The organism is Bacillus sp. D386 (assembly GCF_006346415.1).
In genome coordinates, this window is sequence record NZ_VEMV01000001.1 from 1 (window position 1) to 13,288 (window position 13,288).

The 13,288-nt window shown below is 36.1% G+C and carries 12 protein-coding genes, 8 tRNA genes and 1 pseudogene; 1 reads left to right on the plus strand and 20 read right to left on the minus strand.

The annotated features are described in order from the left end of the window. Positions 1 to 42: 42 nt before the first annotated feature. From FHY45_RS00005 to FHY45_RS20690, 10 genes are all read right to left on the minus strand, one after another. Positions 43 to 119, minus strand: a tRNA-Asp gene (locus FHY45_RS00005). A gap of 108 nt (positions 120 to 227) precedes the next feature. Then, positions 228 to 320: transfer RNA gene (locus FHY45_RS00015), tRNA-Ser, on the minus strand. A gap of 117 nt (positions 321 to 437) precedes the next feature. Next, positions 438 to 513 (minus strand) — tRNA-Ala (locus FHY45_RS00020). Positions 514 to 525: 12 nt separating this feature from the next. Next, a tRNA-Pro gene (locus FHY45_RS00025) sits at positions 526 to 602 on the minus strand. An 8-nt stretch (positions 603 to 610) separates the two neighbouring features. Beyond that, a tRNA-Arg gene (locus tag FHY45_RS00030) sits at positions 611 to 687 on the minus strand. 18 nt (positions 688 to 705) lie between these two features. Continuing rightward, positions 706 to 791 (minus strand) — tRNA-Leu (locus FHY45_RS00035). Positions 792 to 805: 14 nt separating this feature from the next. After that, positions 806 to 880: transfer RNA gene (locus tag FHY45_RS00040), tRNA-Gly, on the minus strand. Between the two features lie 7 nt (positions 881 to 887). After that, positions 888 to 969: transfer RNA gene (locus tag FHY45_RS00045), tRNA-Leu, on the minus strand. A gap of 684 nt (positions 970 to 1,653) precedes the next feature. Then, entirely contained in the window at positions 1,654 to 1,779 is a 126-nt protein-coding gene (locus tag FHY45_RS20685) for a hypothetical protein (RefSeq protein WP_257468923.1), read from the minus strand. 84 nt (positions 1,780 to 1,863) lie between these two features. Continuing rightward, positions 1,864 to 2,139: a hypothetical protein gene (locus FHY45_RS20690; RefSeq protein ID WP_257468924.1), complete on the minus strand. Its 276-nt coding sequence runs from the start codon at positions 2,137 to 2,139 to the stop codon at positions 1,864 to 1,866. A gap of 430 nt (positions 2,140 to 2,569) precedes the next feature. On the opposite strand from FHY45_RS20690, the gene FHY45_RS00055 reads away from it, so the two are divergent. Beyond that, on the plus strand, positions 2,570 to 3,304 hold the full coding sequence (locus FHY45_RS00055; RefSeq protein WP_139891064.1) for an alpha/beta fold hydrolase: 735 nt from the start codon (positions 2,570 to 2,572) through the stop codon (positions 3,302 to 3,304). A 344-nt stretch (positions 3,305 to 3,648) separates the two neighbouring features. Here the strand turns inward: FHY45_RS00055 and FHY45_RS00060 are convergent, their stop codons facing one another. From FHY45_RS00060 to FHY45_RS00100, 10 genes and pseudogenes are all read right to left on the minus strand, one after another. Beyond that, positions 3,649 to 5,652, minus strand: a complete 2,004-nt coding sequence (locus FHY45_RS00060) for an ABC transporter permease (protein ID WP_139891065.1) — start codon at positions 5,650 to 5,652, stop codon at positions 3,649 to 3,651. Further along, complete coding sequence (locus FHY45_RS00065; RefSeq protein WP_139891066.1) at positions 5,642 to 6,409, minus strand: ABC transporter ATP-binding protein; 768 nt, start codon at positions 6,407 to 6,409, stop codon at positions 5,642 to 5,644. Before FHY45_RS00065 ends, FHY45_RS00060 begins: the two co-directional genes overlap by 11 nt. A gap of 297 nt (positions 6,410 to 6,706) precedes the next feature. Further along, on the minus strand, positions 6,707 to 7,723 hold the full coding sequence (locus FHY45_RS00070; protein WP_139891067.1) for a sensor histidine kinase: 1,017 nt from the start codon (positions 7,721 to 7,723) through the stop codon (positions 6,707 to 6,709). Beyond that, positions 7,720 to 8,394 carry a response regulator transcription factor gene (locus tag FHY45_RS00075; RefSeq protein WP_139891068.1) on the minus strand — a complete coding sequence of 225 codons (675 nt, stop codon included), beginning with the start codon at positions 8,392 to 8,394 and terminating at the stop codon, positions 7,720 to 7,722. Before FHY45_RS00075 ends, FHY45_RS00070 begins: the two co-directional genes overlap by 4 nt. Positions 8,395 to 8,622: 228 nt before the next feature. After that, positions 8,623 to 8,971, minus strand: a pseudogene (locus tag FHY45_RS00080) (GyrI-like domain-containing protein); the annotation flags it as partial. A gap of 376 nt (positions 8,972 to 9,347) precedes the next feature. Further along, a complete protein-coding gene (locus FHY45_RS00085) occupies positions 9,348 to 9,845 on the minus strand; it encodes a hypothetical protein (protein ID WP_139891069.1) in 498 nt (165 codons plus the stop codon). A 479-nt stretch (positions 9,846 to 10,324) separates the two neighbouring features. Further along, entirely contained in the window at positions 10,325 to 11,071 is a 747-nt protein-coding gene (locus FHY45_RS00090) for a hypothetical protein (RefSeq protein WP_139891070.1), read from the minus strand. 131 nt (positions 11,072 to 11,202) lie between these two features. Beyond that, positions 11,203 to 11,511: an HIRAN domain-containing protein gene (locus FHY45_RS00095; RefSeq protein ID WP_139891071.1), complete on the minus strand. Its 309-nt coding sequence runs from the start codon at positions 11,509 to 11,511 to the stop codon at positions 11,203 to 11,205. 356 nt (positions 11,512 to 11,867) lie between these two features. Continuing rightward, positions 11,868 to 12,122, minus strand: a complete 255-nt coding sequence (locus FHY45_RS20695) for a transporter associated domain-containing protein (protein WP_257468925.1) — start codon at positions 12,120 to 12,122, stop codon at positions 11,868 to 11,870. After that, entirely contained in the window at positions 12,097 to 13,191 is a 1,095-nt protein-coding gene (locus FHY45_RS00100; RefSeq protein ID WP_257468926.1) for a hemolysin family protein, read from the minus strand. Before FHY45_RS00100 ends, FHY45_RS20695 begins: the two co-directional genes overlap by 26 nt. Between the last annotated feature and the right edge of the window lie 97 nt (positions 13,192 to 13,288).

A 13,288-nucleotide genomic window follows, 5' to 3' on the forward strand; every position in this document is an offset into this window, starting at 1 on the left:
TGCTCTACCGACTGAGCTACTGAGCCAACTTCATTATGTAAATGGCGGTCCGGACGGGACTCGAACCCGCGACCTCCTGCGTGACAGGCAGGCATTCTAACCAACTGAACTACCGGACCATTTATTGTGGGAATAGTATTTGAAGCTGCGACCTTCGGGTTATGAACCTTACAAGTTACCAGACTGCTCCATCCCGCAACGCTATAACTATTGCTTTAGATAATATATGGCGGAGGAAGAGGGATTCGAACCCCCGCGCGGTTTAACCCGCCTCCCGGTTTTCAAGACCGGTCCCTTCAGCCAGACTTGGGTATTCCTCCATATATATAATAAACCTTGTAGGACTCGAATCTATGACAGAACGATTATAATCCGTATGCTCTAAACAACTGAGATACACCGCCAAAACCAAAATCCTATTGGGTTTAAATTAGTCATGGTGGAGCCTAGCGGGATCGAACCGCTGACCTCCTGCGTGCAAAGCAGGCGCTCTCCCAGCTGAGCTAAGGCCCCATATTTTTAGAATGGTCGGGAAGACAGGATTCGAACCTGCGACCCCTTGGTCCCAAACCAAGTGCTCTACCAAGCTGAGCTACTTCCCGCAAGGAATTGGCGCGCCCGAGAGGAGTCGAACCCCTAACCTTTTGATCCGTAGTCAAACGCTCTATCCAATTGAGCTACGGGCGCATTCTTGCAAACAACTAGTGCCGAGGGCCGGTCTCGAACCGGCACGGTAGTCACCTACCGCAGGATTTTAAGTCCTGTGCGTCTGCCAATTCCGCCACCCCGGCATATAACTTGGCATTGGAGCGGAAGACGGGATTCGAACCCGCGACCCCCACCTTGGCAAGGTGGTGTTCTACCACTGAACTACTTCCGCATATAAGTGCGGGTGAAGGGAGTCGAACCCCCACGCCATAAGGCGCCAGATCCTAAGTCTGGTGCGTCTGCCAATTCCGCCACACCCGCATGTTTAAAGATGGTGAACCATTAAGGACTCGAACCTGCGATCCTCGAGGTTCTAATTGATTAATTTCAAACTCTCTCGTTGACTGCTTTATTATTTTAATCTGTATTTATCTATATTTCAATAAGAAATATATGGAAATATTAATTTATTTTTCTTCCCTCTATCAAAAAGATTAAACTTCTATGAATGCATTTATCCTACACAGGAATACATGTTCTTTTATACGGTGTTAGAACCCTTGCTTATAGCTATATAAACAACTCAAGATCCTTAATATCCCTTTTATTTTCAAATTATCTTAGAAAACATAACTATCATTTTACTGTTTGAAACGGAAAGAGTGATATTCCTAGCACCATTAGAAATATAGATACCAATTCTAGTATAAAAAATCTCCTATCTTCTCCATTTAACTTTTGAAGATCTCATAAATTGAATTTTAGCTTTTAGAGATTTTTACTCGCTTTTCCAATTAACTTTTACCTACTTAACAATACCTTTAATGATTCTGATATCAAAAACCAAAAAGTTGCCGTGTAATTACTATTAATACAGTTTTCAGGCCGCCGGCCCGTTTCTTCAATAATTCTAACTCTTCGATTTGTCTGCACCAGTCAAGCCATTTGCCTTATATATAAACAGCTCTATCATCCGTCTCCCTCTATTAAAAATATGTCGGTATATTAATTCATTTGGTCATAGATAATTGCTTTGAATATCTGTTTGAGTTCTTTTAATTTTTTTCCGCGAAGCCATTCGACCTGGTCAATTGGCAGCGTGAGCTTAAGGGTGATCTTTTCATCAGGCATCTCAACTTTCCTGATGTCGGCAAGGGAAATTCCCTTCTCAATATCAGGAAAATTGGTCTCGTTCTCATTGATATGGTCAAGGCCCTACTCATAGGGACCATCAATCACGCAATTCAAGTTCAACTGCGGTAGACGGCCAGGAATTGATTTTATGTACATAAATGAGCTGATTACTCGGTTATCGGTCAGTTCAATTTCAGCAATGATGCTCTCACGGTTGCTATATTTCTTTAGGGCTACCTCGCTCACGATGATGTCGAGCTCCAACGAAAAACCGGATGAAGTTTCCAATATATATATCGCACTATTAAAAATATGGATTTCTTCGCCGTCAAGATTCACCGTTTTTACGCCAACCATGTCATTCCCCTCCAAAAGAGACCTTCGGGAATATTCCCCCACCCGGCTTATTTTCTTTTATTCTACTAAATCATGGTAGTTCCTCCAAGCGTAGCTTCTCGGGGAAGGCCTCAGATATTTTGCCTTCAAATAGCTGTTTTACTGTGGTAGCCTTCTTTTGTACAAAAACAAGCAGATGCATCACCCTGCTTTCCATGATGGTGTTGAACACCTTAGTGATTGCTTGCTCCGGCACATCTTCAAAATTGGTGAAAAAACTGGTGTTTGCCTTGCGCTTCGATTCAGCGAACGATGTAGACTTACAATTCTTACTTGATTAAGAAACCGAATTACCTGCTTTATGCTTTAGAAAGAATTTATACATAGCACGGAAGCTCTTTATGCTAAAATTGAAATTGTAAATCATTTATGAAAGAGAAGAAGGCATTTTATGAAGAAGATTATTACTATTAGCTTAGGTATACTATTGATTATTTTTGTGTTGGGTCTTACCGGCTTCTATTTTTGGTCCCAACAAACGTACAAAGCATCAGAAGAAGTTACGTCTTACGTAGATCTGGATGACATTCAGACGGAAGAAAACTGGCTTGTGTTCGAACCTATAGAAAAACCAAAAAGCGGGATTATTCTTTATCCTGGAGCAAAAGTAGAGCCTGAAGCATACAGCTACTATGCCCAAGGCTTAGCGGATAAAGGTTATTTGGTGATTGTCCCGAAAGTCAACTTGAACTTTGCCTTACTCGATATTAATCAGGCGGATATAATTATAGATGAGTTCAACGATATAACGAATTGGTATATAGGCGGGCATTCACTTGGCGGCGTAGCCGCAGCATCATATGCATACGATCATCTCGAAGATGTAAAGGGTTTAATCTTATTGGGTTCCTATCCAAGTGATTCCAGTAATTTTTCAGAAACTGACCTCCCCATTCTCTCCCTGTATGCCGAGTTTGATGGGTTAACGACAACTGATAAAATAGCTGATACAAAACATTTGCTTTCGTCTGAAGTAACTTTATATGAGGTTAAAGGCGGAAACCATGCCCAATTTGGAATGTATGGAACGCAAGATGGAGACGGAAAATCCACGATTTCGGCAAAAGAACAGCAGGATAAAATAATAGAAGAAACGTTAAAATGGCTGACTCAATATCAAAGATAATGCCGAGGTTTCTTTCAACATATCGGATACTGTAATAGCCCACCCGTTATACGGGCGGGCTATTTTAAACTTTTATCTTTCATTTGAGGTAACCGCGCCTCACAAGCGCTATTATTTCTGACTATTTTAAATAAAACCCATAGTCTCTTCACAGATGTTTTTCAATTATTCAATTACACTACTAATAATCTCGAACCATTATTCCTTTTACTAGTATGATTCCCCATAGATTCAGATATTCGTTCTGAAACAGTAAATTTTGCAATTTAAAATCACCTACAAGCTCTAATTTAAACAGTAAAAAAGCTGTGCCAAAACAACTCATTTTTGACACAGCTTCTCTTTTAATTTTTCACAATGCGCTTGTACCCTGAATATGTTGCTATGAAATAACCGCCATATACAATAATCATAATTAACGCCGTAAACAAAGCCGGTATGAAAACGGAAGGTTGACCCATCATCAGAAGTTCCTGATTGACCACTTTAATTCCAAAAATCGAATGGATGATTGCTAAAGACAATGGCATCATGAAGTAAATAAATACCTGACCGAATATCGCCTTGTTAATTTCCTTACTTGTTACACCTATTTTTCTTAGCATGCTATAGCGCTCCATATTATCACTCGCTTCAGATAACTGCTGAAGCGCCAGTACAGCTGCACTTGAAATGAGGAACACAATCCCAAGATAAATACCAATAAAGACAATCATTGTAGACGATCCAATACTTTGGTCATACAACATTTGCTTAGTCATTACGTTGACATAAAAACCATATTTAGAATAAACTTCTTCATTTTGAGTTAAATGATAAAGCTCGTCTTCATTTACTTGACTATTACTACTGTAATTAACATTAGACAGTGACATATTAGGTGTCATACCTTCAATAGCTTGATCTGGAACAATCACGGTAAATGCAACTCTTCCTGGATAATCATTTATATATTGTACGTACTCTACTTGACGATTAACAATCGTATAATCCATAGCGTTCAATTGAATGGACTGATTTTCTTTAATATAGGCATTCACTGCATCAAAATAAGTCTCATCATCTGATATGAGGAGTACTTCTCCTTTATTAAACTTTTTCGGTTCAATGTCTTGCATTTGCAAAAGCTTTACATAATCAGATTCTTTCATCAATAAGATTTTTTTACGAGAGATTGCCATATCAAAGTATTGTTCTAACTCTGCATTTGCAAAAGGACGCAATAATTCGTTATACGTAGAATCCGCTTCATATAATTCAAAGGAACTATTTTCACCCATCTCATCCAAGTCCATACCCAATATTTCAATCGCTTGATCTATATTCTTTATTTGCGTATCTTCTTTTCCATACAGGTAGAATGTTGCATCATACGGCACTTGATTTACAAGCTGTTTTTCTCCCGCCGTCTTTATGCTAAATCCTGTTGATAAAACACCAATTGTGAAAAAGAGCATTAAGCAAATGATAGTCATGGATACAAAGGTTGTATTCACCTTGCTGCTTATTTGGCGTAGAACAAACATATTTAAGCCTTTAAAATATATAGTATTATTTCTTTGCAGCATATTAAGAGCAAATCCAGAAAGAGACATAAAAAACAAAAACGTTCCAAGTGACCCCAGTCCAACGCAGGTCCACGTGACAGTCAAACTTTCTGTTAAACCATACTTTAAAATAACAGTATAAGCGATCCCAAGAGTAATGAAGGATAAAACAAAGAACGCGATTGATGTTGATATTTTTCGGATCTTCAGGCTTTCATTTTTTCTAGCGGCTGTTAGCAAGTCGATGAGCTTATACTTCGAAATCACTAAACTATTAAAGATCATAACGAACAGAAAGATAATCCCAAAATAGCTCATTGTTTTGAACATCGCTTCACTGGAAAAGACGACTTCGAACTTAGTCATATCTGCCTTAAATAACGAAACCACTAGAACGGACAATCCTTGAGATATAAATATTCCCAGTAATAATCCGGCCATTAACGATAAAACACCTATAAAAAGTGTTTCCATTACAACTATTAACGATATACTATATTTACTCATACCTAGCGTCATATAAATTCCGAGCTCTTTTTTTCGTCGTCTGATTAAGAAATTGTTTGCGAATAAAATCAGAAACCCTAACACAATCGAAACAAAAACAGATACTATTGAAATTAATTGTGTTATCGATTGAATCATTTCCGACTGACTGGCACTTAAACTAGACATAGCTGCCGAAGCTGAAATCGAATTAAAGCTATAAAATATACAGACTGCAAATGTTAATGTTAAGAAATAAATTGCATAATCCTTGAAGCTTCTCTTCACATTGCGAGCAGATAATTTAAATAACATTATTCGTGTCACCTCCGAGAAGTGTTACCACCTCAATGATACGGCCGAAAAATTCTTTTCTCGTATCATCACCTCTCACCAGTTCATTAAAAATTTCCCCATCTTTAATAAACAAGATCCGATGTGCATAGCTTGCTGTAAACGCATCATGTGTGACCATTAAAATTGTAGCCTGCAACTCCTTATTTAATTTCTCAAATAAATCTAGCAGTAATCGGGCAGATTTTGAGTCAAGTGCTCCTGTCGGCTCATCAGCCAGAATTAATGACGGGTTCGTTACAATTGCTCGGGCTGAAGCAACACGTTGTTTTTGTCCACCCGACAGTTGATATGGGAACTTTTTTAATACCGCCGTAATCTCTAATTTATCGGCAACTTCATTTACTAGCTTTGTAATATCAGCCGGCTTACGACCTTGTATGGTTAAAGCGATCGCGATATTTTCAAACGCTGTTAATGTATCGAGCAAATTAAAATCCTGAAAGATAAATCCTAGCTCATCCCGGCGGAACTTCTCAAGCTTTCCAGCCTTTAATGTCGTAATATCCTGACCATTTATATGAATATGACCCGTTGTTACATGATCAATTGTAGAAATGCAATTCAACAGTGTCGTTTTCCCGCTGCCTGAAGGACCCATAATACCAACAAATTCCCCTTTTTTTACATCAAAACTTATATGATTAATGGCTTTTGACACATTTCCTTTATTACCATAGTATTTTTCTATATCTTTTACTTCCAGAACTGTATTCATAACAACCTTCTCCTCTCTTTTATGCTTTTAGTATATCCCCCCTACAGCAATACAAATATTGAAGTTGATTGCATAAACCTTACATTTTTGAAAGCTTCCAGTTTAGTACCGTGTAGATTTGAATCCTTCGTCTATGGAAAGGAAAACGACTGATGGAGATAATTGATCTTAACTTTCCGGTGAGAGTGGCGAATTACATGTCAACTTGCACTGGAGATTAATGGCTAAAACCACCATACAAATTCATACCACAAATCAGTAATAATCTTATTTTCGTAATAAAAAAGAGCCTTTCTCTCAAGACTCTAATAAAACCAATTTACTTTTCGGGAAAATGATATTTACCTCGGTTCCTACATCCTTCTGTGATTTGATCGTAATCCCTAAATGCAGCTTATCTACCAACATTTTACAAAGATATAGACCGATGCCTGTTGACTTTCTGTATATGCGTCCATTTTCTCCTGTAAATCCTTTTTCAAATACTTTTCCGACATCCTTTTCATCAATACCAATGCCATTATCAACAATATGAAGTATAAGATTATGCTCATGATTAGTCGTATAAATAGAGATGAAACTATTTTCTTTATAGCAATAATTAATACTGTTAATGATTACTTGATTCACTATGAACTCAACCCACTTTTCGTCACTATAGACGACATCATCTATTTCTGATAACTTAAGCTGAATCTTTTTATGAATAAACGCTTTTGCATTTCGCTTAATTACTTTGGAAACACATTCTTTTAAACGAAATTCTTTCACAATATAATCCTTGCTGGCACTGCTGCTTCTCGCATAATACAAGGCCTGTTCAATATAATCCTCAATCTTCGTTAATTCCTCAGTTAAGCCAACAATCGGACCACCTTGATAATTCTCAATTATTAGCTTACTAGATGCAATCGGTGTCTTAATTTCATGGACCCACGCTTCAACATACTCTTGGTATTCCGATTGCATAGTCTTGTAGTGGTTGACATACTCATGCACCTGCTTGTCACTCGTCCGTAAAATGTCATATAAAATCTTTCCTTCTAAAAATTCAGGCTCATCCATAATTTCAGATAGCAAATATTTTTGATCAAGATTTTCAACATTTTCTATTACCCCATCATAAAAAGGTTTTTTCTTCATAAATTCAAGAAAATAAGAAGTAAGCAGCGGACCAAACCAGCATAACCCGACTATAACAATAACACCCTTTTGTATAGAAATAAAAGCTAAAAATAATGCTACCGTCATAAAAAGAAAAACATTAACCGTAATAAAAACGACTATTTCCTTTAAAAATGCCCACAATGTCATGACATGATATACCCCAATCCTCGTCTCGTTTCAATCGGGTTTTCCATACCGATTGCCTCTATCTTTTTACGAAGTCGAGTAATGTTAACAGATAGCGTATTGTCATCCACAAATAAATCAGATGACCATAGATCCTCCATCAGCTGTTCTCTAGAAACAATAATTCCATTATTTTTCATTAAACAATGTAAGATTTTTATTTCATTTTTTGTTAGTTCCTCTTTCTTGCCTTGATAGGAAATTGTCCCATTAGCCAAATGCAGCTTCAAATCCTTGTAAGTCATTACAGCACTTTCTTGTTTTGCATATGTCCTTCTTAAAATATTTTCAATGCGTGCCAACAAAATTTGCGTGTTATATGGCTTCGTAATGAAATCATCTGCGCCTATATTCATGCTCATCAATTCGTCCACTTCCGTGTCTCTGCTTGTCACAATAATAATGGGTACCTGAGAGTATTTGCGGATTTCGCGACAAATATAATAACCGTCGTACACAGGCAAATTAATATCCAATAAAATCAAATGAACATCATCCTGACTTGCATAGTTCATGACATTTTGAAAATCATCCGGTGCTTCCACTTCATAACCATAATTTTTTAAAAATGCGGTTAATTCTCTACGAAGCGTCTCTGCATCCTCAATGATTAATATTTTTGCGTTTTGCATAGTGATCACCCCTTAACGAGCTTTTCAATTGTTCATTCTTGAGCAACAAAAATCCTGCACCCTACAATGAAGCTAGGCTGTATTTTATATTTAGTCAATAGCTCATTTTTCATTATATTACTTTGAATATTGGATTATCGTGTAGAAAAACCCAAATAAATGATGTTTATCTTATCACAAATCAGATAAGGTTTGGAATTCTGCAATTCAGGAAATGTCCCTGCTCCGTTACTGTAAAGTAACTAATATTTCACACAAATGATTATCAATCATTTGTGAAGTATATCTTTCTATAATTGGTTGTTCTCTAATGGATAGATTATTTCTTTCTATCTCCGAAAAAATATTGCCCCAAAAATTAACTGACTGCCTCTTTTGTATGATCAAGCAAGAAAACAGCATATTTCCCACCAGGAAATTTACCAACATGAGCTGGTTTTACCACATTAAAATCTTTATTTTTAACAACGCAAACTTCATAACAATATTCCTCTTTAGGAGTAATCTCTGGGTTATCTTACGGTATACCTAAAATTGTAGAATTATCAAATACTCCATTCAATTTTGCCGACTTTTTAATAATTAGAGTATGCTTTAATTAATCAGTTTCTTTGTCAACTGCCCGTTGATAAGCCTTTTTAATTCTGCTACATTTTATTTTAAAACTGGATTTCTTGTTGCTCCAAACATTTCCCAACCTATTTGTTCATTTACAAAAATAAAAGGAGAAACAGCATCTTTTGCCATTCTCCTTTTTATCATTTCATTGCTTGCATTTCTACTTCCGAATAAAGAGAAAGAGTGAATTTCCCATAAATTCGTCGGCTCAGCATCAAATAAGTCGTTAAGTTCATATCATTTAATTAAATTTCTTGCTAATCAAAACATTTTCACGGTATACACAAGGCTTTCTACCTGTATCTTGTTTAGCTCTTATGCAATTGCTAATAATCTTAATCAGAAAAGGACTTTGTATACTTAGGTAGCAAGTACCGGAATATCACCAACGCATGGACAATCCCAATTCCTGCAAAAAGAGCCCTCACAAACCATTCCTGCCAAAGCAGTAAGATACCATTCATATCGCCACCACCAAAAAATCCACAAAGTACACTCAAATATAGCGGATCAAGCAGTAGCATGACTAGTGAGGTATACCATGCGATGGTCCGGAAAACCTTTGATTTTACTGAACAGATTGGTTTACAAAATATAATAAGAAGCCAACTGAAAACAAGAGTTGCAATCGCACCCGCCAGACAGAAAATTCCCATCTGAATATCTGTCATCAGGGTATGATATACATCCACCTGAACCCCGAGCCCCATGAAATTGATTTGCTTAAAAACCCCGTAATAAAAAGCTACTAGGAGGTGCGCCCCCTCATGGATGATATAGTAAATGATAATAGCCGCAATAATTCCAATATATTGTCTTACACTTCTGCTCATAATAGTCACCTATCTTACTTACCGTTATACTTTTATGAATGACAAATCTTTAAGCTAAACAATGCCTATTCTACAAACTCTTAGCCAATCATCAGCCTGTGATTGGCTAATGATCATGTGCATTGTTTTTTTCATTTGTATGTTAATTCACAAAGGTAGTATATTGCATATAGGCACCTAAAACAATACATTTTTCTATCTACACCTCTTTTTGCAGATTCACTAGAGTACTCTTTAAATATAACCATAATACCGTAACCCCAGTAATAGCTATAGCAATCATTAATCTAATCCAATTAGAAGAGATTGGTGTAATAAAAATTACTGGTAACGAACAAATGTTATTAAAGATAAACCCTCCTAATCCACTTTAAAAGGTGATTTAATAGCATACTAGAGCAGATAAACTGAAAATATTGTTAAAAGTGTCTCTACTAAAAAAGCCGCCCACTAAGGGCAGCTCTTCTACTTATTTACCTCTAAAAAGAAGGATTTTTATTCTCCATATGTAACTTTCGGGTTACAGCTACAATTCTTTCTTTAGGAATATCCGGATGCTTGTCCTTGATTATCTTGACACATTCAACCCAATTGATTTCAGATTTTAACAAAGATGCGATTTCGTTTTTAATCATTGGATCTATTTGATAAATATCACTATCGGTTTCATCCGTTTCATTCTTTCCATCCACACTTTGGTCAATTTTATCAAACAGCAGCGAAGCAACAAGATGAATAGATATGATAATTATTTTCACAGTTGTAGAAAGATCGATGAGTGTAAAAAAGTAATCTAGTGCGCTAATAACTATATAACTACCAGCGAAAGTTAAGATACTCGCAATCAACTTATTGACAAAGATATCCTTATAAATGTCCGTTACGGCATGAAGAAAGCTATCAATAATAGTCCCCACTCCCATATCTATAAGACACAACAGAAAAAGAAACAGAATTAAATAGATTAAATTCTCATAATACTGGCCTGTAAAATGAATAATCAAAGCATAAATAACCATGAGAGGTAGAAACAAGAATAAAACAACCGTCATAAGTAAAGAAGTGGATAGAAAAAAATTCTTCACAAGTATAGACTCCAGTCTCCATAGCTCTTCTCCGCCTACGGAGGTTTTTGTTAAATTATAACAATTATTTCGCATAAAGTCAGCAACTGCATATGAATATCCTGCCTTTTCAGTTTTAGTTTCTACTTCCAGCTTAATCAAAATTTTGCGAGAGCCACCCACAGCCTCTACTAAAATAAGACTTTCACTTTAAGGACGACGTATCTCTACTTCACTTACGTTTAACACTTCAAAACTAATGCCATTCTTTCATTAGAGATAGGTGAATCTGATTAAGCACTCTCATCCTTTCCCAATAATTTTACGATGATTGTATCCTTCACAATGAAGGCCACTTGTCCCATGCATACGTACTCGAATGTATCATAGATCCTGCCGGCACTGCGGGTTCCTTTTGCAACTGTCTGATAACTATTAGCCACATAACCAACCTTACCAATTGTATCGAGCTCGGCTTGAATTGCTTCATCATCATGCTTATTATCCAAGTCTTTTCTTAAGATTATCTTCTGACCAACCTTGAAAATATCCGCTCCAAAATAATGACAAACACCTACAACTGATATATATTTCTCTGCCATTTCTATCCCCTCCATGTGACACTTTTTATTACTTTACTCTCTATATATTTACGAATTTCACAAAAATAAGTTTCAGTGATCCCTTGTAGAAAGCCTTTTAGATTGTCACATAAAAGAGATAAGGCAGCTCACAGGTTCTTATCGGATCGTGTATCATCTAAATAGGAACCATTTTTAGCTCCTTCACCTTTTCTTTGTTTCATTGCCAATAAAATTACACAAAATTAAAAAAGCCTTAGAGAATCGAAAATGATTCCTAGGACTTTTAACGTTTCTTTAGATTTAACTCCTTCAATTTATGAGAGTTTGATTAATACATATTCCACATAAAAAAGATGACCATTCATTAGGTCATCTTATATTATTTCTTCTGTTGAGTCTCTTTCTAGCCTTGTGATTAACACTTTATCTACTCGGGCACGATCCATGTCCACTACTTCAAGTTGAAAGTCATCTACTTGAATGGTGTCTTTAATTTTTGGTATATATCCAATTTTATTAATAATAAATCCACCCAATGTGTGGAAGTTTTTACTTTGGTTAAGAATCGTAAAGTCTTCCAAATCAAAATATCTAATAAACGTATCAATCGAAACAAGACCATCTGCCAACCATGAGTTTCCATCTCTCTATAATTTGCGGCTCTTCTTCATTATCCTTTTCAGGCATTTCTCCAATAATATTTTCCATAATATCATGAAGAGTGACAAAGCCCTCAATTCCTCCATATTCATCGATAATAACGGCTTCATGCTGGCCGGATTTTTTCAATGTTTCCAATGCCCGATATACTTTCATTTGTTCTGGCAGAACAAGTGTATCTTTGACGGAATCCGCTAAAGAAAAATTCTCTCCTGCCACAATTCTTGATAAAAGATCTTTTTTATGAATGATTCCTTGAAAATCATCTAAACTTCCAATCCCAACAGGAAATTTGGAGTAATAACTTTCATTAATTTTTTTCATATTTTCTTCAAACGAATCCTCTAAATCAATGTAAACAAGCTGCGTACGAGGTGTTAAAATATCACTAAGACGTTTGTCCCCTAAATAGAAAATTTGTTCTACCATATCCTGTTCTATTTCTTCAACAATCCCACTATGAACACCTTGTTCAATTAATTGGGTTATTTCTTCTTCGGTTACATTCGGTTGGCTTGTGGGTTTTATTCTTAAAAATTTTAATGCAAAATCAGTAGACTTACTTAAAAACCAAATAATTGGGCGTCCAACTTTTGAAAAATAATACATTGGTTTTGCTACTGCACATGCTACTTTTTCTGGATTTCCCATACCAATCCGTTTTGGAACTAACTCACCAATAATTAATGATAAGTAAGTTGAAAGTCCTACAACCACGATCAGACTTAGCTCATTACTGAAAGAAGCAAGACCATTAATTTGTTCAATATAAACAGCTAGCTGGCTTGCAATGGTTGCACCGCCAAATGCACCTGTAATTACCCCAATTAATGTGATTCCGATTTGAATAGTCGACAATAATTGATTTGGGTCATCCGCTAATTTCAAAGCATAACTAGCACTGGAATTTCCTTCATCTCGCAATTTTTCTAGTCTATTCTTCTTAGATGTAACAATTGAAATTTCGGTCATAGCAAATATACCATTTGCCACGATAAGTATTAACAAAATTACAATTGAGGTCCAAATGCTGTCCAAAAAAATCTTCACCGTTCCTTAATTAAATTTTCCAATTATTATAACGTTACTATACACCATAGTCTATTTCCCTATTATGCTCAAAACAAGATAATAC

What these genes read in the sequence shown, in the direction of transcription:
- FHY45_RS00070 (WP_139891067.1), bottom strand. Translation starts at nt 7,723, where the DNA reads ATGACATTGTGGGCATTTTTAAAGGAAATAGTCGTTTTTATTACGGTT.
- FHY45_RS00085 (WP_139891069.1), bottom strand. Translation starts at nt 9,845, where the DNA reads ATGAGCAGAAGTGTAAGACAATATATTGGAATTATTGCGGCTATTATC.
- FHY45_RS00060 (WP_139891065.1), bottom strand. Translation starts at nt 5,652, where the DNA reads ATGTTATTTAAATTATCTGCTCGCAATGTGAAGAGAAGCTTCAAGGAT.
- FHY45_RS00055 (WP_139891064.1), top strand. Translation starts at nt 2,570, where the DNA reads ATGAAGAAGATTATTACTATTAGCTTAGGTATACTATTGATTATTTTT.
- FHY45_RS20685 (WP_257468923.1), bottom strand. Translation starts at nt 1,779, where the DNA reads ATGCCTGATGAAAAGATCACCCTTAAGCTCACGCTGCCAATTGACCAG.
- FHY45_RS20690 (WP_257468924.1), bottom strand. Translation starts at nt 2,139, where the DNA reads ATGGTTGGCGTAAAAACGGTGAATCTTGACGGCGAAGAAATCCATATT.
- FHY45_RS00075 (WP_139891068.1), bottom strand. Translation starts at nt 8,394, where the DNA reads ATGCAAAACGCAAAAATATTAATCATTGAGGATGCAGAGACGCTTCGT.
- FHY45_RS00095 (WP_139891071.1), bottom strand. Translation starts at nt 11,511, where the DNA reads ATGGCAGAGAAATATATATCAGTTGTAGGTGTTTGTCATTATTTTGGA.
- FHY45_RS00065 (WP_139891066.1), bottom strand. Translation starts at nt 6,409, where the DNA reads ATGAATACAGTTCTGGAAGTAAAAGATATAGAAAAATACTATGGTAAT.